Source organism: Streptomyces tricolor (genome assembly GCF_002155905.1).
In the GTDB taxonomy this organism is placed as follows: Bacteria; Actinomycetota; Actinomycetes; order Streptomycetales; family Streptomycetaceae; genus Streptomyces; species Streptomyces tricolor.
Genome location: NZ_MUMF01000007.1, coordinates 13,361 through 39,384 on the forward strand (window position 1 = coordinate 13,361; position 26,024 = coordinate 39,384).

The 26,024-nt window shown below is 72.8% G+C and carries 19 protein-coding genes; 13 read left to right on the forward strand and 6 right to left on the reverse strand.

Going from position 1 to position 26,024, the window contains the following annotated elements; all coding sequences use genetic code 11:
• The first annotated feature begins 68 nt into the window (after window positions 1-68).
• Window positions 69-1,286, forward strand: coding sequence for a sensor histidine kinase (locus tag CCN44_RS00570; RefSeq protein WP_063808529.1), 1,218 nt, complete (start codon window positions 69-71; stop codon window positions 1,284-1,286).
• A 111-nt stretch (window positions 1,287-1,397) separates the two neighbouring features.
• On the opposite strand, the gene CCN44_RS00575 is transcribed toward CCN44_RS00570, so the two are convergent.
• Genes CCN44_RS00575 through CCN44_RS00590 form a run of 4 tightly spaced genes read right to left on the reverse strand, consistent with a single transcriptional unit; the run spans window position 1,398 to window position 5,329 of the window.
• Window positions 1,398-2,003, reverse strand: coding sequence for a response regulator transcription factor (locus CCN44_RS00575; RefSeq protein WP_059247733.1), 606 nt, complete (start codon window positions 2,001-2,003; stop codon window positions 1,398-1,400).
• A gap of 44 nt (window positions 2,004-2,047) precedes the next feature.
• Window positions 2,048-3,160, reverse strand: a complete 1,113-nt coding sequence (locus tag CCN44_RS00580) for an acyl-CoA dehydrogenase family protein (protein ID WP_059247732.1) — start codon at window positions 3,158-3,160, stop codon at window positions 2,048-2,050.
• A 37-nt stretch (window positions 3,161-3,197) separates the two neighbouring features.
• Entirely contained in the window at window positions 3,198-4,313 is a 1,116-nt protein-coding gene (locus tag CCN44_RS00585; protein ID WP_059247731.1) for a winged helix DNA-binding domain-containing protein, read from the reverse strand.
• Window positions 4,314-4,315: 2 nt separating this feature from the next.
• Window positions 4,316-5,329, reverse strand: coding sequence for an MDR family NADP-dependent oxidoreductase (locus tag CCN44_RS00590; RefSeq protein WP_059247730.1), 1,014 nt, complete (start codon window positions 5,327-5,329; stop codon window positions 4,316-4,318).
• Window positions 5,330-5,519: 190 nt separating this feature from the next.
• Between CCN44_RS00590 and CCN44_RS00595 the strand changes: the two genes are divergently transcribed.
• The 7 genes from CCN44_RS00595 (at window position 5,520) to CCN44_RS00625 (ending at window position 12,462) form a co-directional block, all read left to right on the forward strand.
• On the forward strand, window positions 5,520-6,002 hold the full coding sequence (locus tag CCN44_RS00595) for a nuclear transport factor 2 family protein (protein WP_059247729.1): 483 nt from the start codon (window positions 5,520-5,522) through the stop codon (window positions 6,000-6,002).
• Between the two features lie 40 nt (window positions 6,003-6,042).
• A complete protein-coding gene (locus tag CCN44_RS00600) occupies window positions 6,043-7,086 on the forward strand; it encodes a methyltransferase (protein ID WP_063808527.1) in 1,044 nt (347 codons plus the stop codon).
• Between the two features lie 180 nt (window positions 7,087-7,266).
• Window positions 7,267-7,923, forward strand: coding sequence for an FMN-dependent NADH-azoreductase (locus CCN44_RS00605; RefSeq protein WP_059247727.1), 657 nt, complete (start codon window positions 7,267-7,269; stop codon window positions 7,921-7,923).
• Window positions 7,924-7,995: 72 nt separating this feature from the next.
• The gene (locus CCN44_RS00610; RefSeq protein ID WP_059247726.1) at window positions 7,996-9,264 is read left to right on the forward strand and encodes a beta-ketoacyl-[acyl-carrier-protein] synthase family protein; all 1,269 of its coding nucleotides are present in this window, start codon (window positions 7,996-7,998) and stop codon (window positions 9,262-9,264) included.
• Window positions 9,261-10,478: a ketosynthase chain-length factor gene (locus tag CCN44_RS00615; RefSeq protein WP_059247725.1), complete on the forward strand. Its 1,218-nt coding sequence runs from the start codon at window positions 9,261-9,263 to the stop codon at window positions 10,476-10,478. Before CCN44_RS00610 ends, CCN44_RS00615 begins: the two co-directional genes overlap by 4 nt.
• A gap of 83 nt (window positions 10,479-10,561) precedes the next feature.
• Complete coding sequence (locus CCN44_RS00620; RefSeq protein WP_086696576.1) at window positions 10,562-12,184, forward strand: acyl-CoA carboxylase subunit beta; 1,623 nt, start codon at window positions 10,562-10,564, stop codon at window positions 12,182-12,184.
• Window positions 12,185-12,186: 2 nt separating this feature from the next.
• A complete protein-coding gene (locus tag CCN44_RS00625; protein WP_059247724.1) occupies window positions 12,187-12,462 on the forward strand; it encodes a hypothetical protein in 276 nt (91 codons plus the stop codon).
• 79 nt (window positions 12,463-12,541) lie between these two features.
• Here CCN44_RS00625 and CCN44_RS00630 read toward each other — a convergent pair whose 3' ends face one another.
• Complete coding sequence (locus tag CCN44_RS00630) at window positions 12,542-13,459, reverse strand: MBL fold metallo-hydrolase (protein WP_086696578.1); 918 nt, start codon at window positions 13,457-13,459, stop codon at window positions 12,542-12,544.
• A 229-nt stretch (window positions 13,460-13,688) separates the two neighbouring features.
• Here CCN44_RS00630 and CCN44_RS00635 point away from each other — a divergent pair, with 229 nt between their 5' ends.
• Together CCN44_RS00635 and rfbA are read left to right on the forward strand one after the other, a co-directional pair.
• Window positions 13,689-14,129 carry a nuclear transport factor 2 family protein gene (locus tag CCN44_RS00635; RefSeq protein WP_059247722.1) on the forward strand — a complete coding sequence of 147 codons (441 nt, stop codon included), beginning with the start codon at window positions 13,689-13,691 and terminating at the stop codon, window positions 14,127-14,129.
• Between the two features lie 14 nt (window positions 14,130-14,143).
• Window positions 14,144-15,061 carry a glucose-1-phosphate thymidylyltransferase RfbA gene (gene rfbA / locus CCN44_RS00640; protein ID WP_059247721.1) on the forward strand — a complete coding sequence of 306 codons (918 nt, stop codon included), beginning with the start codon at window positions 14,144-14,146 and terminating at the stop codon, window positions 15,059-15,061.
• Window positions 15,062-15,363: 302 nt separating this feature from the next.
• On the opposite strand, the gene CCN44_RS00645 is transcribed toward rfbA, so the two are convergent.
• Complete coding sequence (locus CCN44_RS00645; RefSeq protein WP_237480969.1) at window positions 15,364-16,350, reverse strand: ketoacyl-ACP synthase III family protein; 987 nt, start codon at window positions 16,348-16,350, stop codon at window positions 15,364-15,366.
• 207 nt (window positions 16,351-16,557) lie between these two features.
• Between CCN44_RS00645 and CCN44_RS00650 the strand changes: the two genes are divergently transcribed.
• The 3 genes from CCN44_RS00650 to CCN44_RS00660 all read left to right on the forward strand — a co-directional run.
• Complete coding sequence (locus CCN44_RS00650; RefSeq protein WP_059247719.1) at window positions 16,558-17,583, forward strand: acyltransferase domain-containing protein; 1,026 nt, start codon at window positions 16,558-16,560, stop codon at window positions 17,581-17,583.
• 1 nt (window position 17,584) lies between these two features.
• Entirely contained in the window at window positions 17,585-19,957 is a 2,373-nt protein-coding gene (locus CCN44_RS00655) for a beta-ketoacyl synthase N-terminal-like domain-containing protein (RefSeq protein WP_086696579.1), read from the forward strand.
• Window positions 19,954-26,024, forward strand: a 6,071-nt coding sequence (locus CCN44_RS00660; protein WP_143649561.1) for a type I polyketide synthase, incomplete at its 3' end; no start/stop codon positions are given. The genes CCN44_RS00655 and CCN44_RS00660, both read left to right, overlap by 4 nt.

Genomic DNA, 26,024 nt, shown 5'->3' on the forward strand with positions numbered 1-26,024 from the left:
CTGTCAGAACACTGGTATCGTGCGCCTCCACCAGCTGGGACTCGGTGCGGGGGAGCGGTCGAGACGGCATGGAACCTATGGAATCCGACGTCCTGCCGCTCGGCGGGACGGACCAGACAGCCGCGCAGCTCGCACCGAGGATCGCCGCGGGCATCACCACGGTCATCCTCCTGGCCTTCGGCTTCGTGGCGGTCACCTACCTGATGGCCGCCGACCACTCACCGGTCCTGCTGGCCGAGGCGCTGGGGCTGCTCGCGGTGGTGCTGGCGCTCCAGTTCTGCATCTCCTTCCCCGGGCTGCTGCCCAGGCTGGCCCCCCGTCTGGGGGCGCGACTGGGCCGCCGTGCCTGGCGCTTGCTGCTCCTGCAGGCGCTGCTGACCTTCGTGCCTCTGCTGCAGTTCGGGCAGGCCTGGCTGCCGTTGCCCGGGCTGCTGGCGGGATCGGCGCTGCTGGTGCTGCGCGACGCGCGACAGGGCTGGGGGGCCTTCGCTGCCATCGTCCTGAGCACGGACGTGCTGCAGTTCGGCATCGGGCTCGGCTGGCGGGACATCTCCTACACCACCGTGTCCACCATCCTGACCGGGCTCGTCGTCTTCGCGCTGTCCCGGCTCACCGGCATGGTCGGCGAGGTGCACCGGTCCCGTGCCGAGCTGGCCCAGTTCGCGGTCACCCAGGAGCGGTTGCGGTTCGCGCGGGATCTGCACGACCTGCTCGGCTACAGCCTGTCGACGATCACGCTCAAGTGCGAACTCGCCTACCGGCTGACGCCGGTGGCCGCCGACCAGGCCCGGCAGGAGATCTCCGAGGTCCTCGACATCTCCCGGCAGGCGCTCGCCGACGTCCGTGCCGTCGCCCACGGCTACCGGAAGATGTCCCTGCGCACGGAGGTGTGCGATGCCCAGGCCATGCTCGCGGTGCTCGGTGTGCAGGCGAAGGTGAACGTGGCGTACGAGACGCTGCCGGCCGAGGTGGACACCGTACTGGCCACCGTGTTCCGCGAGGGGCTGACCAACATCCTGCGCCACAGCGCGGTCAAGCGGTGCGAGATCGAGACCGGGCGCCGGGGCGACGCGGTCTGGTTCCGGCTGGCCAACGACGGCGTGGTCCGCGCCGCGTCGGCTCGGGGCTCGCACGAGGGCGGCAGCGGCATCGAGAACCTGACCTTCCGCGTCAAACGCCTCGGCGGTCACCTCACCGTCGGCGTCGCCGACAACGGCTGGTTCGAACTGCGCCTGGAAGTGCCCCTGAACGGCGTCGGGGCGACACCGACGACCGTACGCCCCTGAGCGCGCGGGAAGCCCGGCCGGCGCGGTGTCCTCGGGCGGGAGCGTCCCCCGAGCAGGATCACCGGTCCCTGGACGGACGATCCCCGGGAGGGGGCACCTCCCCGGGGCCTGTCACAGCCACCCTGATTCGCGGGCGATCCTGATGGCGTCCACGCGGTTGCGGGCGCCCAGCTTGGTGACCGCGGTGGTCAGGTAGTTGCGGACCGTGCCGGTGGCGAGGTGGAGTTTCCTGGCTATCTGGGCCGCCTCCTCGCCCTGGGCCGCGAGCCGCAGGACCTCGATCTCGCGGGAGGTGAGCGTGCCGGGCTCGGTGTCCAGCGCGGCGAGGGCGAGCGCCGCGTCGAACGCGCGCTCGCCCCTGGCGACGGCCCGGATCGCGGCGGTGAGGCGCTCCAGCTCGGCGTCCTTGGGCAGGAAGCCGTAGGCGTGGGCCGCCACCGCCCGGCGCAGATGTCCGGGCTGCCCCAGACCGGTGAGGATCAGCGTCCGGCACTCGGGGAGGGCGGTGTACAGCGTGGACGCCACGCTGATCCCGTCCATGCCCGGCAGGTCGATGTCCAGCACCGCGACATCCGGACGGCACTCCCGCGCGCGTGCCACGACGTCCGAGCCGTTCGACAGCTCCGCGACGACCTCTATGTCGTCTTCGAGGCTCAGCAGGGAGACGAGCGCCCTGCGCAGCATATGGAGATCCTCAGCCAGCAAGACTCTGATCACGCGGTCATTCAAGCATCGGATTCCGGCCGTGTACGCGCCTTTCGTCAGATGGCTTGTTCGATAAGTGCCGTGCTGTAGTTCGCCGCGGCCCGGGTGATGTCGTAGCGCAGTGCCACATGGCTGGTGGCCGTGGTGACGTCACGCCAGAAGCGTTGCAGGTCACCCGAGTCGCTCAGCCCGGCGGTGCCGGCCACGCGCACCAGCGCCGCCACGGCCTCGGCCGCCTGTTCGCCGGCGAATGAGGCATTCCGCTGATTGCGTGCCAAAAGGTTTGGCTGGAAAGCGCGGTCGTCGATGACGGAAGCGTTCTGCTCCACCAGATGGCGCGCCGAGTCGATCCGCGCCGTGGCCCGGACCAGGTCGATCTGGACGGCTTCGGTGATCCGCTTGCCCTTCAGCACCCGGACGGCAGCCGCCAGCGCGCCCTCCGCGGCCCCCACGGCGGGGACGGCGAAGGTCGTGGCCCCGATCGCCTGGAAGGGGATGTTGTGCACGGGCAGCCGGGACCAGCTGTTGGTGCCGCTCTCCATCTCGCTCCGGGCGAAGGACAGATGGGCCGGTACGAACACGTCGTCGACCACCACGGTGTGGCTGCCGGTGGCCCGCATGCCGACGCAGTCCCAGGACTGCACCACGCCGAACGTCCCCCGGGGCAGCGCGAAGAAGCGCGGCCTGGCGTCCTCCTCGGGCACGTTCGCGCACAGCAGCACCCAGTCCGCGAAGTCGATACCGCTGACGTAGTGCCAGCGGCCGGAGAGCCGGTAGCCGTTCTCGGTGCGCCCGGCCGTGCCCGTCGGCACCAGGCCGGTGGCGATGAGGGCGTCGGCACCGGAGCCCCACAGCTTCTCGTGCCCCTGCTCGGGCAGATGCGCGGCGTAGCGGGAGGACGCGGCCAGCAGCGCGACGCACCAGCCGGTGGCGGCACAGGACGCCGACACCCGCAGGACGCCCTGCACGAGGTCGGCGACCGTCCCCTCGGTGCCGCCCCAGCGCGCGGCGACGAAGTGCCGGGCGAACCCGCTCGCGCGCAGGGCGGTGACGACCTCGGGGGACAGCCGCCCGGCGGTGTCGGCGGCTGCGGCGTGCTCGGCCGCGAGGCCGGCGAGCCGGTCGGCCGCCGCCGGCAGTTCGCGGGCGGAGAGGGTGGCGACAGTCATGCGGAGTGACCTCCTCAGGTGGTGGGCGCGCGGGGAGTCAGCCGACCGGCTCGAACCGGATGTCGCGGCGCCCGGCCTCGGAGGCGGCGAAGCTCAGCAACCGCTCCCCCTCCTCGGTCAGTTCGGCGACGTCCCGACGCGCCAGGGGAGCGAAGGGCTGGACGACCAGGGTGGCGGCCTCCTTGACGCGGTCGATCCGCCAGAGGCCCCGCACGAAGCCGTCGATCAGGAAGGTGGCGCGGATGATGCCGTTGCTGGTGAAGACCCGGGGGCGGTACTCCGGCGCCATGATCCGTTCCCGGTCGGCGTGCGAGAGCAGGATGTTGTCGAACTCCGGCAGGTACCGGGCGGGCAACTCCTCGGCGGGGTCCGGAAGTCGCGTCCCGTCGAGGTCGTACAGCACGGTCCCGGTCTCGTCCCGGTAGGTGCGCAGCGCCGGCCCGAGCCGGGTGAACGCCTCCCGCAGCCGGGTCAGACCGGACCACTTCTGCATGTCCTTGACGCTCGCCGGACCGAACGCGGCCAGATAGCGCCGTACGTAGGTGTCGATGGAGGCGTTCGTATCGAGGCCGCGGCCCAGCCAGCGCTCGGCGGTGGTGTGGGCGGCCTGCCCGCTGTGGCCCCAGAGCCCGCGCGGCGGGACCTGGACCAGCGGCACCAGGTTGCGCACCGTCTGGGCCAGCGCATTGGCGTCGTAGCCCGCCCAGCGCTCCGCCATGAGCGCGCCCAGCTCGGCGAAGGTGAGCGTGCGCGCCTCGGCCAGCTCGGTACCCAGCTTGGCGATCTCGTCGGTGTCCAGGCCCGCGACCTGCCGGCCGAACTGCCCCTTGACCGTCCGGGCCAGCATCTCGGCCAGCAGCGGACGCAGGGCGAGGCAGTCGTCATCGGTGACGAGGTGGATGGTGGAGCGCATCAGGGCGATGCGCACCACCTTCCGCTCGCGGACCAGGGCCGCCAGGTCCTCGACCGCGAAGTCCGCAAGCCGGGTCCATAACCCGATGTAGGGCGGGTTGGGGGCCTGGGCCTGCAGGCCGACCAGGTGGGTGATGGCCTGCGCGGGCGACAGCGTGGACCGCTGGGCGAGCAGCTGACGGTGGATCAGTGCGCGGTTGAGCGCCCGTGCGCTCAGGACCGGGCCTTGGGCGGTACTCATGCTCAGGACAACCTCACCAGCGCGGTGCCGGAGAGCCGGCCGCTCAACAGGTCGATCATGGCCTGCGGCAGCGCGGCGACCCCGCCCTCCACCACGGTGTGCGGGAAGGTGATCCGGCCCTCGGCGAGCCATGTGCCGAACCGCGCGTTCCAGTCCTCGATCTGCTGCGGTGTGTGCAGGGTGGCGAAGCCCTGGAAGGACAGCTCGCGCGGGATGAGGCTCTGCAGGTCCAGACGCGGGCGGGCGTCCTCGCCGTGCTGCGCCGCCAGCGAGCCGCACAGCGCGAAGCGGGCGCCGGGGGCGGCCGCCTGGACCGCCGCCTCGAACTGCTCGCCGCCGACGTTGTCGAAGAAGACCGTGATCCCGTCGGGGGCCAGCTCGCGCAGCCGGTCGACGACCGGGCCGTCGTGGTAGTCGAACGCGGCGTCGTAGCCGGCCTCCCGGAGCAGGAAGTCGATCTTCTGCGGGGAGCCGGTGCTGCCGATGACCCGTGCCGCGCCGAGCGCCTTGGCGATGTGGGCGGCGAGACAGCCGACGCCGGAGGTGGCTCCGGAGACGAACACCACGTCCCCCTCGCGCACCCGGGCGATCTCGGCCAGCCCGCGCCAGGCCGTGGGCCCGTTGGACAGGAAGTACTCACTCCCCGGCAGCTGCTCGGGGTCCCGCTTGAAGAACTGCCCGGCGTACCCCACGGCATGGTCGCGCCAGCCGCTGAAGTGCTCGACCAGGTCGCCCACGGCGAGGTCGGGGCTCGCGGACCGCACCACGGTGCCGACCGTGCGGCCCCACATCGGCCGGCCGAGCTCGAAGACGGGGATCGGGATGTCCAGCGCGGACTGCATCTGGTCGCGGTAGACCGTGCCGAGCGACATCCACTCGTTGCGGACCACGACCTGACCCGGTTCCGGCTCGGCCAGCTCGGTCACGGCGACCTCGAAGTGGTCGAGGGAGAGCTCGCCGTCCGGATAGGAGACGAGCCGTACCTCCCGGCTCTTCGTCGGCGTCCCGTCGGGCATGTCGTCAGCTCCTTGTGCGAGGGAACGGTGGTTGCACTGCGCCGAGGGTGGGAGATCGCTCTCGAAGGGAGGTCGCGCGTGGCTGGAGCCCCTCGCCGCCGGCGGTTCACCGACACTCCAGCCGCTCTGGATCGCGTGGGTGCACGGTGCGGTGCCTGTTGCACCACCGGACCGTCGAAAGGAGTGCACCGTGTCGCAGACGCTGCAGCACTCGGAGCAGCATACTGAGCAGCAGCCCGCCCTGTCCTTCGAGATCGCCGCCTTCTACGCGCACCAGATGCCGCTGCTGGAGGCGCGCGAGTTCGAGGCCTTCGCGCAGACCTTCACCGAGGACTGCGTCTTCGGCTACCAGGGTGCCTGGGAGCTGCAGGGCCGCGGGGCGCTGCTGGAGGGCATGCGCGGCAGCATCCCCCGCTACGGGACCAGCACCATCCGGCACTGGTTCGAGAACCGCCGCGCCGAGCCGCAGCCGGACGGCTCGATCCGGGTCACCGCCACCTGCCTGGTCAGCGTCACCGACGAGAACGGCGTCGTGGCCTTCGAACCGAGCTGTGTCGTCACCGACGAGCTGGTGCGCACCGAGGAGGGCCTGCGCGCCAGGTCCCGGATCATCCGCCACGACCTGCCCGACCCCGGCCGCTACTTCGCCCGGCTCGCGGCCCAGCACGGCTGACCCCGGCCCCACGACCGGCACGATTGGAGCACAGAACGCCATGACCACTGCCGCACTTCCCTCCCTGGAAGCCCGGGTGAAGCTGTACCGGATCGGCATGGGCTTCGCGGCCCTGCAGTTCGTCCAGGCGGCCATCGATCTGAAGGTGGCCGACGCGCTGGACGACGAGCCACTCGGCGCCGGGGAGCTGGCGAAGACCGTCGGGGCGGACCCGGACGCGCTCGGGCGGCTGCTGCGCGCACTGTCCTGCCTGGGGTTCTTCGAGGCCGTCGAGGACGGCCGGTTCCGCCACACCGAGCTGTCGCGGATGATCCGTCAGGACTCGCCCTGGGGCGCCCCGGACGTCATCCGCTTCGGGTGGCTGCACGTCCCGGTCTCGGTGCTGCACCACACCGCCGACGCCGTGCGCACCGGCGAGGCGGCCTTCCCCAAGGTCTTCGGCACCCAGGCGCAGAGCTACTTCGTCAACGACGACCCCGAGGCCGGCGCGATCTTCAACCGGGCGATGACCGCCAACACCATCCTGCTCAACAACGCCCCCGCCCTGGTGGCCGCGCTGGCCCCGGGCCCCGGCGAGACGGTCATGGACGTGGGCGGCGGCCAGGGACAGCTGCTGCTGCGGCTCCTGGAGGCGTACCCCGGCATCCGCGGTGTGCTCCTGGAGCTGGAGCAGGTGCTGCCCGGCGTCGACGAACAGCTGCGCGAGGGCGGTGCCCTGGCCGGACGCGCCGAACTGATCGCCGGGGACTGCCGCGAGTCCGTGCCCGGCGGTGCGGACACCTATCTGTACAAGCACATGATGTACATGTGGGACGACGACACCGTCGTCAGGATCCTGCGGAACACCGCGCGGGCCGCGGCCTCCGGCGCCCGTGTCGTGGTGGTCGACATGCTGCTGGGCGGCGACAGCCCGTTCGAGGAGATCTGCACCGCAGTGGATCTGCTGATGGTGCTCATGGGCGGCGGGAAACGGCGCAGCGTCGACCAGTTCGCCGCGCTGTTCGAGCGGGCGGGCCTGGTCTACCAGGGCGTGCGGAGCATCGAGGGCGACCAGTCGGTCCTGGTGACCGCGCTCGTGCCGTAGCGGCGCGCGGCGTCCGGACACACCGGAGCACAGGGGCGGGAATGCCGTGGGCATCCCGCCCCTGACGCATGCCGGGCGGGGGCGCCGCTTGAGGCGGGGTCCGCCGCGACACGAGCGAGCTGACCGACCGTGGCGTGAACGGGCCGATGCCACGGCCCGCGGACCCCTCGGGAGACAGCCATGCCGCACCTGCTGCACATCGACTCCTCCGCCATGTCCCACGGTTCGGTCTCCAGGGAACTGGCCAAGACCTTCCGCCAGGTGTGGGAGAAGGAGAACCCGGACGGCGTCGTCACCTACCGGGACCTGGGCGCCGACCCCGTGCCGCCGCTGACCGAGGCGGGGGTCACCGCCGGGTTCACCCCGCCGGCCGCGCACGACGAACGCCAGCGCGCCGCCATGCGGCTGCGCGACGAACTGGCCGAGGAACTGCTGGCCGCCGACACGCTCCTGGTGAGCACCCCGATGTACAACTGGTCCATCCCCTCCACGCTCAAGGCGTGGCTCGACCAGGTCCTGGTCAACGACCGCACGATCACCTTCGACGGCACCCCCGGCCCGCTGGCCGGCCGCCCCGCGACCGTCGTCGCCAGCTACGGCGGCGGCTACACGCCGGGCGCCCCCATGGAGAAGGCCAACCACTGCGGCCCGTACCTGGAGACCGTGTTCGGCACCGGTCTCGGCCTGCGGGTCGAGGTCATCGCCGCCCAGCTCTCGCTGGCCCCCCGGGTGCCCGGGATGGCCGATCTGGTGCCGCTCGCCGAGCAGTCCCGCGCCATGGCGCACCAGGCGGTCGAGAAGCGAGCCCGTGAGGTCTCCGCCCTGCCGGTGCGGTGACGGTCGAGTCAGCCACGAGCCAGGCGGCGCATTCTCGCACAAATCAACCTGTACTGATTCAGGAGGCCATCGGTGTCCCGTCGCGCTGTGATCACCGGGCTCGGCGTCATTTCGCCAGGTGCCATAGGTGTCAAGGAATATTGGAGCCTACTTGCCGAGGGCAGGACGGCGACGAGGGCGATCTCCCACTTCGACCCCTCGGCCTTCCGCTCCCGCATGGCGGGGGAGGTCGACTTCCATCCGCTGAAGTCGGGTCTGAGCCCGCAGGACGTGCGCCGCCTGGACCGCGCCGCGCAGTTCGCGGTGGTCGCGGGCCGGGAGGCGGTCACGGACGCGGGTCTGGAGTTCGACGCGCTGGACCCGACCCGGGTCGGTGTCGCCCTCGGCTCCGCGGTCGGCTGCACCACCAGTCTGGAGCGCGAGTTCACCATCGGCAGCGACGGCGGCCGGCTCTGGGAGGTGGACCAGGGCTACACCGTCCCCCATCTGTACGACTACGTGAACCCCAGCTCGATGGCGGCCGAACTCGCCACGGACACGGGCGCGGAGGGACCGGTCACCCTGGTCTCCACCGGCTGCACCTCCGGCATCGACTCGGTGGGCTACGCGGCCCGGCTGATCGAGGAGGGCAGCGCCGATGTCGTCATCAGCGGGGGCACGGAGGCCCCGCTGTCGCCGATCACGGTGGTCTGCTTCGACGTGCTGCGCGCCAGCTCCACCCGTAACGACGACCCCGAGCACGCCTGCCGCCCCTTCGACAGGACCCGGGACGGCCTGGTGCTCGCCGAGGGCTGCGCGATCGTCATCGTCGAGGAGCTGGAGCACGCACGGGCCCGCGGCGCGCAGATCTACGGCGAGGTCGCCGGGTACGCCTCGCGGTGCAACGCGTACCACATGACCGGTCTGGAGTCCGAGGGCAAGGACATGGCCTCGGCCATCGAGGTGGCGATGGACCAGGCGCGGGTCCTGCCCCCGTACATCGACTACATCAACGCGCACGGCTCGGGCACCAAGCAGAACGACCTGCACGAGACCGGTGCGTTCAAACGCAGCCTCGGCGAGGACGCCTACACCACGCCGATCAGCGGCTTCAAATCGATGATCGGTCACTCGCTGGGCGCGATCGGCTCGCTGGAGATCGCCGGCTGCCTGCTCGCCATGCGCGAGGGACTGATTCCGCCGACGGCCAACCTCAACGAACCCGACCCGCAGTGCGACCTGGACTACGTGCCCAACGTGGCTCGTGAGAAGCGGCTGAACACCGTGCTGACCGTCGGCAGCGGCTTCGGTGGGTTCCAGAGCGCGATGATCCTGCGACACGTACGAGGAGCGAAGCGATGACCAGGCGAGCAGTGGTGACCGGGATCGGCATCGCGGCGCCCAACGGGCTGGGCCCCACCGCGTACTGGCGCGCCCTGATGGCCGGCCAGTCCGGCATCCGCCGGGTGACCAAGTTCGACATCTCGAAGTACCGCAGCAAACTCGGCGGCGAGATACCCGACTTCGCGCCCGACCGGCACCTGCAGGACCGGATCCTGCCGCAGTCCGACCACATCACCCGGTTGTCGCTGGTGGCCACCGACTGGGCGCTGCGCCAGGCCGGGGTGCGCAACGGCGACGTGCCCACCGACGAGATGGGCGTGGTCACGGCGGCCTCCGGCGGCGGGTACGAGTTCGGCCAGCGCGAGCTGGCCAAGCTGCACAGCCAGGGCCCGGAGTACGTCAGCGCCTACCAGTCGTTCGCCTGGTTCTACGCGGTCAACACGGGCCAGATATCCATCCGGCACAAGATGCACGGGCCCGGCGCCGTGGTGATCAGCGAGCAGGCCGGCGGGATCGACGCGATCGGGCACGCCCGGCGGCAGCTGCGGGACGGCGCCAACCTCATGCTCACCGGCGGGATCGACAGCGCCCTGTGCCCGTGGGCCTGGGTCGCCCACCAGGCCACCGGCCGGATCAGCCGCAGCTCCGACCCGCAGCGGGCCTACCTGCCCTTCGACGAGCGCGCGGGCGGCTATGTGCCCGGCGAGGGCGGCTCGATCATGGTGCTGGAGACGCCGGAGACCGCGAAGAAGCGGCTCGGCAGCACGATCTACGGCGAGATCGCCGGATACGCCTCCACCTTCGACTCGCGCAAGCCGGGCCGCCCGCCGGGCCTGCAACGGGCCATCGAGATGGCGCTGGGCGACGCCGGCATGGACGCCGCGGACATCGACGTCGTCTTCGCCGACGCGGTGGGCGAGCCCGAACTGGACCAGGTGGAGGCAGAGGCGATCAAGACGGTCTTCGGGCCCCGGGGCGTCCCGGTCGCCGCGCCCAAGACCATGACCGGGCGGCTGTTCGCCGGCGGAGCCTCCCTCGACGTCGCCACGGCACTGCTGTCGATGTTCTGGAGCGCCATCCCGCCCGCCGTGGGCGTCCGGGAGGTCGTCCCCGAGTACGAGCTGGACCTCGTGGTCGGCGAGCCCCGGCAGACGGCGGTCCGGTCGGCGCTGATCGTCGCCCGGGGGCACGGAGGCTTCAACTCGGCGATGGTGGTGCGCCAGTTCCGCTGAGTCGCAGCAGCGGATGCGGCCGCAGCCGCGGCAGCGTCGCGGCCGCAGTCCGCCATGGCCATGTCGCAACGAAAGGGCTTTTCATGCTGACGCCAGTCACCGGGCCGGCCCGGAGCGCGCTGCTCCCGGACGACCGCGAGGAGGCCGTCCGACGCGACGACCTGCGGACCCGTACCGAGGAACTCACCCGGCTCAAGGCGGTGATCCGCGAGGGGCCGGGCGCCCAGGCGACCGCCGCCCAGCGCGCCAAGGGGAAACTCACCGTCAGGGAGCGCCTCGACCTGCTCTTCGACGAGGGGACGTTCGTCGAGATCGAGGCCTTCCGCAAGCACCGGGCGACAGCCTTCGGGCTGGCGGACAAGCGCCCCCACACCGACGGGGTCGTCGTCGGCTGGGGTCTGGTCCACGGACAGAAGGTCTTCGCCTACGCGCACGACTTCAGGATGTTCGGCGGCGCCCTGGGCGAGGCGCACGCCGCGAAGATCCACAAACTGATGGACATGGCCGTCGCCGCCGGCGCTCCGCTGGTCAGCCTGTGCGACGGGGCAGGGGCCCGGATCCAGGAGGGCGTCACCGCGCTCGCCGGCTACGGCGGGATCTTCCGCCGCAACGCCCTGGCGTCCGGAGTCATCCCGCAGATCAGCGTGATCCTCGGACCGTGCGCGGGCGGGGCCGCCTACTCGCCCGCGCTGACCGACTTCGTGTTCATGGTCCGGGACATGGCCCAGATGTTCATCACCGGCCCGGACGTGGTCCAGGCCGTCACCGGCGAGCAGATCAGCATGAACGGCCTCGGCGGGGCGGACGTCCACGCCGGTGTCTCCGGTGTCTCGTCGTTCGTCTACGACGACGAGTACTCCTGCCTCGCCGACGTCCGGTACCTGCTGTCGCTGCTCCCCGCCAACAACCGGTCCCTGCCCCCGGTCGTCCCCTGCACGGACCCGGTGGACCGCAGGACCGACGCCCTGCTCGACCTCGTTCCGTCGGTGCCCACCCAGGCGTACGACATCCTCCGGGTGATCGAGGAGATCGTCGACGACGGCGAGTACTTCGAGGTGCAGCCGAACTGGGCGCGCAACATCGTCTGCGCGCTGGCGCGGATGGGCGGCCGGCTGGTCGGGGTGGTCGCCAACCAGCCCATGGTCTCGGCGGGGACCCTGGACATCGACGCGTCCGACAAGGGCGCGCGCTTCGTCCAGATGTGCGACTCCTTCAGCATCCCGCTGGTCACCCTCGTCGACGTACCCGGCTTCCTGCCGGGCCGGGAGCAGGAGCACCAGGGGATCATCAGACACGGCGCGAAGCTGCTCTACGCCTACTGCGTCGCCACCGTCCCCCGCATCCAGCTGATCCTGCGCAAGGCCTACGGCGGCGCCTGGATCGTCATGGACTCACGGTCCATCGGGGCCGACCTGTCCCTGGCCTGGCCCATCAACGAGATCGCGGTGATGGGCGCGGAGGGCGCGGCGAACGTCATCTTCCGCCGGGAGATCGCGGCGTCGAGCGACCCGGAGAAGACGCGGGAGCAGTGCATCCGCTCCTACCACGAGGAGTTGGTGCACCCCTACTACGCGGCCGAGCACGGGCTGGTCGACGACGTCATCGACCCCGCGCACACCCGCGAGACCCTGGTCCGGGCGCTGGAGATGCTGGAGGGCAAACGCGCCTCCCTGGCGGCGCGCAAGCACGGCAACCCCCCGGTGTAGCCATGACCGCTGACCCGATGTTCACGATCCGCTCCGGACGGCCGACCGAGCACGAGATCGCCGTCCTCACCGTGGCGCTGCTGACCTGCCTGCACCGGTTTGCCGCGGACCCGTCCGCGGTCGCCGGCCGGGCACACCGCCGGGGCCCGGACGCACCGCCGGCGGCCGGCTGGGCGGACTGGCCCGGCGCGCACCAGCCCGCCGTCACCGGCTGGGGGCACCGGCCCGGCCGGGAGTGGCCTGCGGAGGCCGGACGGCCGACCTGGACGGACCAGTAGCGACGGCGCAGGGAACCGAAGAGGAAACGAAAGGGGGGTGACGCGCTCGCGTCACCCCCCTCGGCCGGCGGACCGTCACTCAGGCACGGCAGACCGGGAGACCCCCGTGGAACTCCACCATCTCCCCGAACGCCATGGCCACGTCGATCGGCGCACCCGGTACCGCTCCGGCCAGCTCCGCGTAGGAGCGGTGCAGGTTCCCGACGATGCGCTCGGCGTCGAGGAGTCCGGCCCACGCACCCAGATCGGTGGTCCGGGCCGTCTCCAGCACCGACCGTCCGGCCCGCAGCCCCGAGTCCGCCACCTCCACCAGCCAGTTCAGGTAGGAGGCGGTCTCCTCCAGCAACTCCGCACCGCCGACCGGCCCGTGACCGGGTACGACCGTCTCCGCCCCCAGCGCGCGCAGCCGTTCGATCGCCGCCAGCGAACCGGTGACCGAGCCCATCAGGCAGAACGGAGTGCTCCGCGACCACACGACGTCCCCGGTGAACAGGACCCCGTCGTCGGGCAGCCACACCACCGTGTCGCCGGTGGTGTGGGCGGGCCCGGGGTGCAGCAGGGCGATGCGCCGGCCGCCCGCGTGGACGGCGGCCTCGTCGCCACTGTAGGTCACGTCCGGTCCGAGGACCGGTGTCTCCCCCCACTCCACGTCCGGCCACAACCCGCGCAGCCCCGGGCCCGCGGCGATCTGGTCACGGGCGCAGTTCTCATGGGCGATGATCGTCGCCCGCGGCTTGAAGTAGGAGTTGCCGAAGGTGTGATCGCCGTGGAAGTGCGTGTTGACGAGGAAGTCCGGCCCGGCAGGCGCCAGCGCGCCCACCGCTTCGGCCAGGACGCGGGTACGGCGTTCGGTGGCGGCCGTGTCGACCAGCACCGCGCACTCCCCGTCGAGGACCAGCCCGGCGTTGTTCAGGCACCACCCGCCGTCGGGCTGGACCCAGGCGTAGACCGACCGGGCGATCTCTCGCATCTCCGACCGGACCTGTTGAAGCGTCATTCCCGACTCCGTTCCCGGTGCGACGGAACAGCGGCACACGTGCGCCGACCGCTGTTCCGGCGACTGCGACGTCATTTTGTCGGCAACAATCGCCCGAAAGACATGAGCCTCACTAGAATTCTGAAAGACCCGGTCGGGGAATTCTCGGTGCACCGAGAATCCAGTCGATTTCCAGCTCCCCGGACGACGCTTCCTCAGGAAGGAAACCCATGTCCGGGAGGAGCACATCGTGGCTACGCAGACCGCCGAGCGGCAGAAGGTGACGGCCGAGGAGTATGTGGAGATCCTCGGTTTCTACGCCCGACAGTGCCGCCTGATGGATGCCCTGAAGATCGAGGAGTTCGCCGGCACCTTCACCGAGGACGGTGTCATCGACCACGCGCACCGCGGGGAGCGCCTCGCCGGCCGCGAGGCGATGGTCGCGGCGATGCGGGCCGCGCTCCCGCGGTACAGGTCGGTCGTGCCGCGGCACTGGTTCGACCACTACCTCGTCGAGAAGACCGAGGACGGCTGGCGGGTGGACTACGTCTGCCTGGTCACGCGGACCGACGCCACCGGCAAGGTGGACTTCGAGCCGACCTTCACCGTGGTGGACGAGCTGGTGCGCACCGAGACCGGTGAGATCCGGACCCGCGAGCGCGTCATCGACCAGGACCGTCCGGCCTCCTGAGGCCGAGGACCGCGATGAAGGGAATCGTCCTCGCCGGAGGCACGGGGACCCGGCTGCATCCGATCACTCTGGCCGTGTCGAAACAGCTCCTCCCCGTCAGCGACAAGCCGATGATCTACTACCCGTTGTCGGTGCTCATGCTGGCCGACATCCGGGAGATCCTCGTCATCACCACGCCCAGCGACATGCCGCACTTCCAGCGGCTGCTCGGTGACGGCTCGCGGCTGGGCCTCTCGCTCAGCTACGCCGCGCAGGAGAAGCCCGGCGGCCTGGCGCAGGCGTTCATCATCGGGGCCGACTTCATCGGCGCCGACCCGGTCGCCCTGGTGCTGGGGGACAACATCTTCCACGGCTCGGGATTCCGGGAGCTGTTGCGCCGGAACGCCCGCGACGTGGACGGCTGCGTCCTCTTCGGCTATCCGGTACCGGACCCCGAGCGGTACGGGGTCGGGGTCACCGACGCCGAGGGGCGGCTGGTCTCGCTCGAGGAGAAGCCGGCCGAACCGAAGTCCGATCGGGCGATCACCGGCCTGTACTTCTACGACAACGACGTCGTGGACGTGGCCAAGAACCTGAGCCCGTCGCCGCGCGGCGAACTGGAGATCACCGACGTCAACCGGTGGTACCTGGAACGCGGCAAGGCCCGGCTGATCGAGCTGGGCCGGGGCTTCGCCTGGCTCGACACGGGCACCCCCGAGGCGCTGCTCAAGGCCGGCATCTACGTGCAGGCCATGGAGGAGCGCATGGGGGTGCGCATCGCCTGTCTGGAGGAGGTCGCGCTGCAGATGGGCTTCATCGACGCCGAGGCGTGCCGCCGGCTGGGGGAGTCGATGGACAAGTCGCCGTACGGCCGGTACGTGATGGAGGTCGCCGCCGAAGCCGTCGGCGTCGGCTACCGCCGTCGGCTCGTCGACGCGAAGCGAGGGGTGTGACCTCGGCGCACCGAGGCCGGCCCCGCGAGGACCTGTCCGGCGGATCGTGCCGGGGACGCGGGGTCCGGCACGCACCCGGGGAGCACGCGCTCCCCGGCGAGGCGGGCCCTCGGCCGCGTTCCCGGCCGGCATCCGACGCCCCCGCGCTCGACAGCACTCGCGCGGGGTTCCGGCACGTCGCCGCCCTCCTCCGCCCGGTGACCGGACGTCGCCCCCGCACGAACGAGCTCGCGCGGGGGCGCCCCCATGCCCCGCTGATCAGGCACTGTCACCGTCCCGCGCCGTGATGCGCGGGACGCTCCCTACGCCGCGGTGAGGACCTGCAGGACGGCCACCGTCCAGGCGAAGCCGCCGCCCGCGCTGACCAGCGCGCCCATCTGGCCCGGGCGCAGGGCACCGGTCCGGGTCAGATGGGCGAGCCCGGCGAACATGTCGCCCGCGCCGAGATGGCCGACCCCCGAGCCCCAGGGCCACGTGGTCCGCTCCGGGTCGAGGCCCAGCGCCGAGAAGAACTGGAAGTCCATCTTCGCGCGGCCGAGGTGGGGGAGCACCGTCCAGTCGAGGTCCTCCTGCTTCACATCCGCCTCCAGCAGGGCCTGTTCGAAAGCCTCCCGCTGGCCGGTGTGCAGCCGGTCGATCAGCTCCGACATGCCCATCTCCTTCACCAGACGGGCGCGGGGCTCCTCCACGCTGATCGGGGTCCTGGTCTCCATCGGGGCCGTGGCGAAGGGATCGTCGCCCCGCCCCATCTTCTCCAGGACCGGGTCGGACACCGTCACCAGACTGCGGATCAGCGCGAAACCCCCCGCCGTGGACAGCACGATCGCGGTGCCGCCGTCCCCCAGCACGGTCCCCGGATCGGTGGTCCACCGGTCGATCCCCGGCAGGCAGAACCGGTCGCCGGTGGTCACGAGGGCACTGTGGCGGCTCGCGTCCGCGCGCAGATAGGCCACCGCCAGCTCCAGGGCGGCCATCCCGCCGTTGGACAACTGCTCGACGGCCAGCGACAGGCACGCGTTGCCGACGGCCTCGCGCTGCACGTACGAGGCGGGCGCCCACAGGTCGTAGCCCTGGAAGTAGCTGCTGGCGTGCAGGACCAGGTCGATGTCGTGGGGGGCGGCGTCCGCGTGGCGCAGCGCCTCCCGTGCGGCCTCGACCGCCATCTGCGGTCCGGCCTGCGTGCCGACGCACACCGACCGCATCCGGGTGCGCCGCACGGTCCATTCGTCGGTCAGCCCCTGCCGGACCGCCTCCTCGGCCGGCATGGCCGGCGGCAGATGAAGTCCCACCCCGGAAACGAATACCTCTTTTGCTGGCACCACTTTTCCCTCCGCCCGACGGCATTCGGCCGTCGAGCCTGCACGGTGCCGCTCGGGGGTGGCTCAACCCCAGCCGGAGGCGGATCTCGATCCCGGTTCTCGATCGGGGCTCAGGTGAATGTCGAATCCGCTGGCTCATATTGCGGCAGCGAGGAAAGACGGAAGGACGGTAATCGGATGCCGCTCACAGCGCAACAGCCGAATCCGCCGGTCGCACTCGTCTTCCCCGGCCAGGGTGCGCAGTACCCACGCATGGCCGCGGGCCTGTACGAGCACGACTCGACGTTCACCTTCTGGATGGACGAGGCGTTCCGGCTCCTGGGACAGGACGGTCCGCGGCTGCGGCGGGAATGGCTCGCCGAGGTGCCGTCGGCGCAGTACGACGACGTGACGGTGGCCCAGCCGCTGCTCTACGCGGTGAACCACGCCCTCGGGCGGATGGTGCTCGGCTGGGGCGTGCGTCCGGCGGCGTTCCTCGGGCACAGCGTGGGGGAGTTCGCCGCGGCGACCCTCGCCGGGATCTTCGGATTCGACGACGGCATACGTCTGATGCGCGAGCGGGTCGTGCACTTCGCCGACACCCCACCCGGCGGGATGCTGGCCGTGGCGGCCGGCACCGAGGACGTCGCCGACCTGCTCGGCGAGGAGGTGCACCTCGCCGCGGTCAACGCCGCCCGCCAGCTCCTGCTCGCCGGGGAGCGCGAACCCCTGGACCGGGCGGCCCGCGAGCTGGCCGGACGGGGCGTGATCTGCCGCCGGGTGCTGGCCAGGCAGGCCTTCCACAGCCCCGCGGTCGACGACGCCGTACGCGCGACCCTGCACGGGTTCCGCACCGTGCCGCTGCGGCGGCCGGACGTCCCCTTCTACTCCGCTGGTACGGGAGGCCCGCTCCCCGAGAAGGAGGCGCTGGACCCTGACTTCTGGGCCTGGCAGGCGGCCCGGACCGTGTACTTCGCACCGGCGCTCACCGCCCTGCTCGCCGCGCACGACTGCCTGCTGCTGGAGGCCGGTCCGGGCGACGGCCTCAGCCGGCTGGCCCGCCGCCAGCCCCGGGTGACCGCCAGGCGGAGCTTCGTCCAGCCGCTGGTGCCGGGAGACCGTGACGACCGCGAGGCCGTCGACGAGGTACGGCGCCGACTCACCCTCGTCGCCGCCGGAGACCGGCACGACCGACCCGGCCACCGACACAGCCGAGGGGACTGACATGACCGAGGAGATCCGCATGACCGGTGCGTCCGGGGAGCCCGTGGCCGTGGTGGGCATGGCCTGCCGCTTCCCCGGCGCCGACGATCTCGACGGCTTCTGGCGGATGCTGCGCCGGGGCGGCGACGCCATCGGCCCCGGCACGGGCCTGCGCGACGGCCGCCGTCCCGGCGGATACCTGCGCGACGTCGAACTCTTCGACGCGGAGCTGTTCGGGATCTCGCCGCACGAGGCCGCCCTGATGGACCCGCAGCAGCGCCTGCTCCTCGAACTGTGCTGGCACGCCCTGGAGGACGCGCGCATCCCGCCCACGGCCGGCGGGGCGACCGGCGTCTTCGTCGGATCCTGCTCGGACGACTACGCGCTGCTGAGCCGTATGTCCGGGGCGGTGGACGCCTACACCATGACCGGCACGGCCCGGACCTTCCTCGCCAACCGCCTGTCCTACTTCTTCCGGTTCACCGGCCCCAGCACGGTCGTCGACACCGGCCAGTCCTCCTCACTGACCGCCCTCGACCAGGCGCTGGGCAGTCTGCGGCGCGGGGAGTGCACGACCGCGGTGGTCGCGGGCGTCCAGCTCAACCTCACCCCGACCGGCGACCGGCTCATCGAGGAGCTGGGGGCGATGTCGCCCACCGGCCGCTGCCACACCTTCGACGCCCGCGCCGACGGGATCGTACGCGGCGAGGGCGCCGGCGTCCTGGTGCTCAAGCCCCTGGAGGCGGCCGTCGCCGCCGGGGACCGGGTGTACTGCACGGTGCTGGCCACCGCCGTCAACAACGACGGCGGCGGCCCCAGCCTGACCACCCCCACCCAGGCCGCCCAGCAGAACCTGCTGGCCGAGGCTTACCGCCGGGCGGGCGTGGACCCGGCCGGTGTCGCGTACGTGGAGCTGCACGGCACCGGCACCAAGGCCGGCGACCCGGTGGAGGCCCGCGCCCTCGGTGGTGTCCTCGGCCGGGGCCGGCTCGCGGACCGGCCCCTGCTGGTCGGCTCGGTGAAGACCAACATCGGGCACCTGGAGGGCGCGGCCGGCATCGCCGGACTGATCAAGACCGCGGCGAGCCTCTTCCACCGCGAACTCCCGCCGACCCTCAACCACCGGCGGCCCCACCCCGACATCGACCTCGACGGGCTGCGGCTGCGCGTCACCACCCGGCGCCGGGCCTGGCCGGCCGACGAGGGGCCGCTGGTCTGCGGCGTCTCGTCCTTCGGCCTCGGCGGCACGAACGCCCACGCCGTGCTCGGCGAGGCGCCCCGGAGGGAGGCGGGCGTTGCGGCGTCCGGTGCGGAAGGGACTCGGGGGGAGGCCGTCCTTGCGGCGTCTCGTGAACAACTGCCCCGGCGGGAAGCGGTCGTTGCGGCGCCCGGCCCGGAAGCGACTCGGCGGGAGGCGGGCGTTGCGGCGTCCGCTGCGGGAGGGACCCGGGGGGAGGCGGACGTTGCGGCGTCCGGTGCGGAAGGGACTGGGGGGGAGGCGGACGTTGCGGCGTCTCGTGCGCAGGTGTCCTGGCGGGAGGCGGTCGTTGCGGCGTCCGGTGCGGAAGGGACTCGGAGGGAGGCGGTCGTTGCGGCGTCCGGTGCGGAAGGGGCTCGGCGGGAGGCCGCCGCACCGGCGTCCCGTGCGCGGGTGTCCGACGAGCCGGTGCCCGTGCTGCTCTCCGGGCACACCGAGGCGGCGCTGCGGGACCAGGCCGCCCGGCTGGCCGACCGGCTGGAGCGGCACGACGAGGCGGACCTCCGTGACGTCGGCCTCGCCTCCGCGACGACCCGCGCGGCCCTGCCCGTACGCGCCGCCCTCATCGCCTCCGAGCGCGCGGAACTGGTCACCCGGCTCCGGGAGCTGGCCGGCGGGGCCTCCGCCGACGGGGCGACGATCCTCACGGGCCGGCCCGGAGCGGAGCCGACGGCGCGACCGGCCGACGGGAACGAGCCCGTCACGGCCGCCGCGACGGCGGGTGCCGCCTTCGTGCTGGGCAAGCCGGTGGACTGGCTCGCGGTCTACGGCCCGCAGGCCCGGCCGGCCGATCTGCCGCTGTACCCCTTCCAGCGGCGCCCGTACTGGCTGGACACGGCGACGCCCACCGGCCCCGCCACCGACGGCTCCGCGCCCCCGTGGTCCGGAGACCCGCTGGACCTGGTCCTCGACCTCACCGCCGAGATCCTCGGCCGGGCACCCGGCACCGACCTCGACCTCGACGCCACCTTCACCGACCTCGGCCTGGACTCCCGCATGGCCGTGGCGCTGCGTACCGCCGTCGCCAGGGCCACCGGCCGCGTCCTGCCGACGACCCTGCTCTTCGACCACCCCACGCCGGCAGCGCTCATCGAGGCGCTCCGGTCGGACGACACGAAAGGTCACGAGTTTCGATGACTCCCCAGACCGGACCACTGGACGGTGACCAGGAAGCCGTCGCCGTCGTGGCCATGGGCTGCCGCTACCCCGGCGGAGTGCGTACGCCCGCCGACCTGTGGCAGCTGGTCGCGGACGGCCGCGACGCGACGTCCTCCTTCCCGGCCGACCGCGGCTGGCGTGCGGCGGACCTCGCCGACGGCCGCTCCGCCACCACCCGCGGGGGCTTCCTCGACGACGCCGACCGCTTCGACGCCAAGTTCTTCGGCATCTCGCCCCGTGAGGCGGAGGGGATGGACCCCCAGCAGCGGGTGCTGCTGGAGACGGCCTGGGAGACGTTCGAGCGGGCCGGCCTGAGCCGGGACGCCCTGACGGGAAGCAACACCGGGGTGTTCATCGGGGCGATGGCCCAGGAGTACGGGCCGCGCTTGCACGAGGACAACCAGGGCGCCGGGGGCTACCGCATCACCGGCAGCTCGACCAGCGTCGCCTCGGGGCGCATCGCCTACTGCTTCGGGCTGCGCGGTCCGGCCCTCACGGTGGACACCGCCTGCTCGTCGTCCCTGGTCGCCGTACACCTGGCCGTGCGGGCGCTGCGCGCCGGCGAGTGCGACCTGGCGCTGGCCGGCGGTGTCGCGGTGATGTCGACGCCCGGCATGTTCGTCGACTTCACCCGGCAGGGCGGACTCTCCCCCGACGGACGCTGCCGCCCCTTCTCCGACGACGCGGACGGCACCGCCTGGGCGGAGGGCGCCGGACTGCTGCTGCTGGAGCGGCTCTCGGACGCCCGCGCGCGCGGTCACCGGGTCCTCGCCGTGGTCAGGGGCACCGCCATCAACGCGGACGGCGCGAGCAACGGTCTCACCGCGCCCAACCGGGCGGCCCAGGAGGACGTCATCCGGCAGGCCCTGAGCCAGGCCGGACTCGACCCGCACGACGTCGACGTGGTCGAGGCGCACGGCACCGGCACCGAACTCGGCGACCCCATCGAGGCACGGGCGCTGTCCGCCGTCTACGGCCGGGGCCGCGGTGCCGACCGCCCGCTCTGGCTGGGCTCGCTGAAGTCGAACCTGGGCCATGCCCAGGCCGCGGCGGGCGTCGGCGGTGTGATCAAGATGGTGGAGGCGTTGCGCGCCGGTGTCCTGCCCGCCACGCTGAACGTCTCCCGGCCCACCCGCCACATCGACTGGGACCGCAGCGGCCTCGCGCTGCTGACCGAGGCCCGCCCGTGGGAGCGGCGGAACGGGCCACGCAGGGCCGGGATCTCCTCGTTCGGGATCAGCGGGTCCAACGCCCACCTGGTGATCGAGGAGGCCGAGCCCGAGCCCGTGCGGGAACCCGCCGCCGGCCCGGCGGCACCGCTGGTGTGGGCGGTCTCCGCCCCGCACGCCGACTCGCTGCGCACCCAGGCCCGGGTCCTCGCCGACCACGTCGCCCGGGCACCACAGGACGCGCCCGAGGACGTGGCGCACACCCTGCGCGCCCGCAGCGGGTTCCGGCAGCGCGGCATCGTGATCGCCGACAGCCGCGAAGACCTGCTGACCGGACTGGAGTCGCTGGCCTCCGACGCCCCGCTGCCGAAGGTGCCCGGGCGCTACCGGTCGCCGACCGTGCTGCGCACCGAGTCGTACCGCGACCTGGCCGGGCCGGTCTTCGTCTTCCCCGGGCAGGGATCGCAGTGGCGCGGGATGGGTCTCGCGCTGATGGCGGAGTCGGCGGTCTTCCGCGCCAGCATGGAGGCCTGCGCGGAGGAGCTGGCCCCGCTGTGCGGCTGGCGGCTGACCGACGCGCTGCGCGGCGAGGGGCTGGAACGGGTCGACGTCGTCCAGCCCGCGCTGTTCTCGGTGATGGTGTCGCTGGCCGCGCTGTGGAAGTCGGTCGGTGTCCGGCCCGCCGCGGTGGTCGGCCACTCGCAGGGCGAGATCGCCGCGGCCCACGTGGCCGGTGCCCTCGGCCTCGCCGACGCCTGCCGGGTGGTGGCCCTGCGCAGCCAGGCCCTGGCACAGCTCGCGCCCCCCGGCGGGATGGCGTCCGTCCTGCTGGGCGCCGAGGAGACCCAGCGGCTGCTCAACAACGTGGACGGGGTGAGCGTCGCGGCAATCAACTCCGCCACCTCCACCGTGGTCGCCGGGGACACCGCGGGCCTCACCGATCTGCTGGCACGGTGCGAACGGCAGGGCATCGACGCGCGACGCATCGAGGTCGACTACGCGTCGCACACCGAGGCGATGCAGCGGCTCGAGGAGCGCCTGCTCACCGACCTGGCCGGGATCTCCCCGCGCTCCGGCGACATCGCGCTCCACTCGACGCTGACCGGCACCGTCATCGACACCGCCGACATGGACGCCACGTACTGGTGCGACAACCTGACCGACACCGTGCGGTTCGAGCCGGTGCTGCGGGGGCTGGTGGAGCGACGGCACCGCACCTTCATCGAGGCCAGCCCGCACCCCGTGCTGACCTTCGCGGTCCAGGAGGTCCTGGACGCGGCCGGGGCGACCGGCACCGTGCTCGGCACCCTGCGCCGGGACAGCGGCGGTGCGGGCCAGTTCCTGGCGTCGGCCGCGGCCCTCCCCGACTCCGCGGGGCCGGTGGACCTCGCCACGCTGCAACCCGCGGGCCGTCAGATCGACCTGCCGACGTTCGCCTTCGACCGCACACGGTTCTGGGTGACCGCACCGTCCGCCGGAACCGGCGACAGCGGCGGCGCGTTCACCGCGGCGCCGACCGAGCTGCCCTCCGGCCAGACCGTCGTCACCGCGTCCGTCGGCCGGGAGCGGCACCCGTGGCTGGCCGACCACGTGGTCCGGGGGACCGCGCTGGTGCCGGCGACCGTGTTCCTCTCCCTGCTCGGCGAGGCCGGCGAGCGGATCGGCCGCCCCGTCGTGGCCGACCTCACCCTCGGCGTGCCGCTGCCGCTGCCCGAACAGGGGGCGGCGGATCTGCGGATCGTCCTCGAACCCGAGGACGCCGCCGGACGCAGGGCCCTGACCGTGCACGCGCGCCGGGCCGACGGCGGCTGGGTCCAGCACGCCACGGGCGCGCTGGCCGGCCGCGACACTGTGCCGGCCGCCCCGCCCGCGCACTGGTCCACCGAGGGCGCCGCCCCGGTCGACCTCACCGGAGCCTACGAGCGGCTCGCCCGGCGCGGTTACCACTACGGACCGGCATTCGCCGGACTGCGCGGACTGTGGACGCGCGGCGCGGAGATCCTCGCCGAGGTGACACTGCCCGACGCGGACCCGGCCGGCTTCGCCACCGCGCACCCGGCGCTGCTCGACGCGGCCCTGCACCCGGCCGTGCTCCAGGCGGGCGCGGGCCTGCTGGTGCCGTTCGCCTGGCGGGACACCCTCCTGCTGCCCACCGACACCCGGACCCTGCGCGTGCACGCGGCACCGGACGGAGACGAACTGTCCCTGACCCTCTTCGACGGGCAGGACCGGTTCGTCGGTTCGGCGCGGTCGCTGGCGCTGCGGCCGTTGCCCGCCGAGGATCGCGGCGTCAGCCTCGAACCGGCGTGGGAGCGGCTGCGCGGCACGGACGAGCCCGGCCCCGACGACTGGGTGACGGTGGGCGCGGGCGACCTGTGGGACCGGCCGGACTTCCCCGACCTGGAGTCGGTGACGCTCCCGGCGCCGGGGGTCGTCGTGGCCCCGCTCGGCTCCGCCGCGGGCGCGGACGGCGGCCCGGCACACGCCGAGCGGCTGGCTCTCGCCGCTGCCGACCTGGTGCAGAGCTGGCGCGCCCACCCCGCGTTCACCGCCTCACGGCTCGCCGTGGTCACCCGTGGCGCGCTCGCCGTCCTCGACCGTGAACCCGTCCGTGACCTGGCCGCCTCGGCGGTCACCGGACTGGTGCGCTCCGCGCAGGCCGAGCACCCCGGCACCTTCCTGCTGATCGACGTCGACGACGACCCGGCGTCCCTGCGGGCCCTGCCGCAGGCGCTCGCCTGCGGTGAACCCGAGGTGGCGGTGCGGGCGGGGCGGCTGTACCGGCCGCGGCTGCGGATCGCCCGCGAGAGCGGGCTGCGGCCCCCGGCCGGAAGCCGGGCCTGGCGGCTCGACGTCACCGCCAAGGGCACCCTCGACGACCTCGCGCTCGTCGCACACCCGGAGGCCGAGGCCGAGCTGGGCCCCCGTCAGGTGCGGGTCGAGGTGCGCGCGGCCGGGCTCAACTTCCGTGACATCACCGTCGGTCTCGGCCTCGTCGCCACCGAGAAGACCATGGGCAGCGAAGGCGCGGGCGTGATCACCGAGGTCGGCGCCGAGGTGACCCGCTTCGCGGCCGGCGACCGGGTGTTCGGGATGTTCGAGCGCTCGCTGGGCCCGGTGGCCGTTGCCGACGAACGCATGGTCAAGCCGCTCCCGGACGGCTGGAGCTTCGCGCAGGCGGCCGGCGTGCCCATCGTGTTCATCACCGCCTACCAGTGCCTGGTCGACGTGGCCGGCACCCGGCCGGGCGACAAGGTGCTGATCCACACCGCGACCGGCGGCGTCGGGCTCGCGGCGATCCAGCTCGCCCGGCACCTGGGCGCCGACGTGTTCGCCACCGCCCGCCCCGACAAACAGGCGACGCTGCGCGCGTGGGGCGTCCCCGACGACCACATCGCCTCCTCCCGCACCCTCGATTTCGCCGACGCGTTCCGGGCCGTCACCGGCGGGCGCGGCGTGGACGTCGTCCTGAACTCGCTGTCGGGCAAGGCGCTCGACCTCTCCCTCGGCCTGCTGGCGCCGGGCGGCCGGTTCGCCGAGATGGGCAAGACCGATCTGCGCGACGTGGCCGCGACCGAGGCCGAGCACCCCGGGATCAGCTACCGGGCGTACAACATCCTGGGCGTCGAGCCGGATCGGATCAGCGAGGTCCTGGAGGAACTCGTCGCCCTGTTCGAGGCGGGCGCCCTGGTCCACCTGCCGGTGCGCACCTGGGACGTCCGGGACGGCCGGGTGCCGCTGCGCATGCTGAGCCGGGCCCGCCACCAGGGCAAGCTCGTGCTGACCATGCCGCGCTCCTACGACCCGCAGCGCCCGACGCTGATCACCGGGGGTACCGGCGGTCTCGGCGCCGAGCTGGCCCGGCACCTGGTCACCGAGCGCGCCGCCCGGCACCTGGTGCTGGTGAGCCGGAGCGGGCCGGACGCCGAGGGCGCGGCGGAGCTGACGGCGGAACTGACCGCGTACGGCGCTCAGGTGTCCGTGGTGGCCTGTGACGTCGCCGACGCCGACGCCGTCGCGAAGGTCGTCGCCGAGTACGAGCCCGGCAGCGTCTTCCACACCGCCGGGGTGCTGCGCGACGGGCTGGTCACCGGGCTCACGCCGGTCCGGCTCCGGTCGGTGCTGCGGCCCAAGGTCGCCGGAGCCTGGCATCTGCACCGGCTCACCGAGCACCTGGACCTGTCGGCGTTCGTGCTGTTCTCCTCGGTGGCGGGGGTGTTCGGCAACCCGGGCCAGGCGAACTACGCCGCGGCCAACACCTACCTCGACGCCCTCGCGCAGTACCGCCGGGCGCGCGGGCTGGAGGCGACGTCGCTGGCGTGGGGCCTGTGGCGGCTGCCCACCGGGATGACCGGGCATCTGACCGAGGCCGACACCGCCGCGCTGGCCCGGATCGGGATCGCCCCGCTGGACAGCCGGGACGGCATGCGGCTCCTCTTCGACAACCTGGCCTCGCCCGCGCCGGTCCGGGTGCCGCTGCGGATCGCCCCGGACGAGCTGCTGCCCGGGAGCCGTGCGGCCCATCTGCTCGAAAACCTGCCGGACCTGCCGAATCAGCAGGACCTGCCGGACCAGCCCCGGACGGACACACTCCGCACGCCCTCCGCCCCGGCGCCGGAGCCGGCTGTCGTACCAGCACCCGCACCCGCACCGGCACCCGCACCCGCACCGGCACCCGCACCGGTACCCGCCCCCGCGCCGGCCGCGCCGCAGCCCTCGGGGGACGGCGGCCTCATGCAGCTCGTGCGTACCCACACCGCCGAGGTGCTGGGCTATCTCGAACCGTCCGCGGTCGGCCCCGAGGACTCCTTCAAGGAACTCGGCTTCGACTCGCTGCTCAGCGTCGACCTGCGCAACCGGCTCGCCGCCGCGACCGG

What these genes read in the sequence shown, in the direction of transcription:
- CCN44_RS00590 (WP_059247730.1), bottom strand. Translation starts at nt 5,329, where the DNA reads ATGCCCGACGGGACGCCGACGAAGAGCCGGGAGGTACGGCTCGTCTCC.
- CCN44_RS00600 (WP_063808527.1), top strand. Translation starts at nt 6,043, where the DNA reads ATGACCACTGCCGCACTTCCCTCCCTGGAAGCCCGGGTGAAGCTGTAC.
- CCN44_RS00615 (WP_059247725.1), top strand. Translation starts at nt 9,261, where the DNA reads ATGACCAGGCGAGCAGTGGTGACCGGGATCGGCATCGCGGCGCCCAAC.
- CCN44_RS00605 (WP_059247727.1), top strand. Translation starts at nt 7,267, where the DNA reads ATGCCGCACCTGCTGCACATCGACTCCTCCGCCATGTCCCACGGTTCG.
- rfbA (WP_059247721.1), top strand. Translation starts at nt 14,144, where the DNA reads ATGAAGGGAATCGTCCTCGCCGGAGGCACGGGGACCCGGCTGCATCCG.
- CCN44_RS00580 (WP_059247732.1), bottom strand. Translation starts at nt 3,160, where the DNA reads ATGACTGTCGCCACCCTCTCCGCCCGCGAACTGCCGGCGGCGGCCGAC.
- CCN44_RS00655 (WP_086696579.1), top strand. Translation starts at nt 17,585, where the DNA reads ATGACCGAGGAGATCCGCATGACCGGTGCGTCCGGGGAGCCCGTGGCC.
- CCN44_RS00620 (WP_086696576.1), top strand. Translation starts at nt 10,562, where the DNA reads ATGCTGACGCCAGTCACCGGGCCGGCCCGGAGCGCGCTGCTCCCGGAC.
- CCN44_RS00625 (WP_059247724.1), top strand. Translation starts at nt 12,187, where the DNA reads ATGACCGCTGACCCGATGTTCACGATCCGCTCCGGACGGCCGACCGAG.
- CCN44_RS00630 (WP_086696578.1), bottom strand. Translation starts at nt 13,459, where the DNA reads ATGACGCTTCAACAGGTCCGGTCGGAGATGCGAGAGATCGCCCGGTCG.
- CCN44_RS00570 (WP_063808529.1), top strand. Translation starts at nt 69, where the DNA reads ATGGAACCTATGGAATCCGACGTCCTGCCGCTCGGCGGGACGGACCAG.
- CCN44_RS00650 (WP_059247719.1), top strand. Translation starts at nt 16,558, where the DNA reads ATGCCGCTCACAGCGCAACAGCCGAATCCGCCGGTCGCACTCGTCTTC.
- CCN44_RS00585 (WP_059247731.1), bottom strand. Translation starts at nt 4,313, where the DNA reads ATGAGTACCGCCCAAGGCCCGGTCCTGAGCGCACGGGCGCTCAACCGC.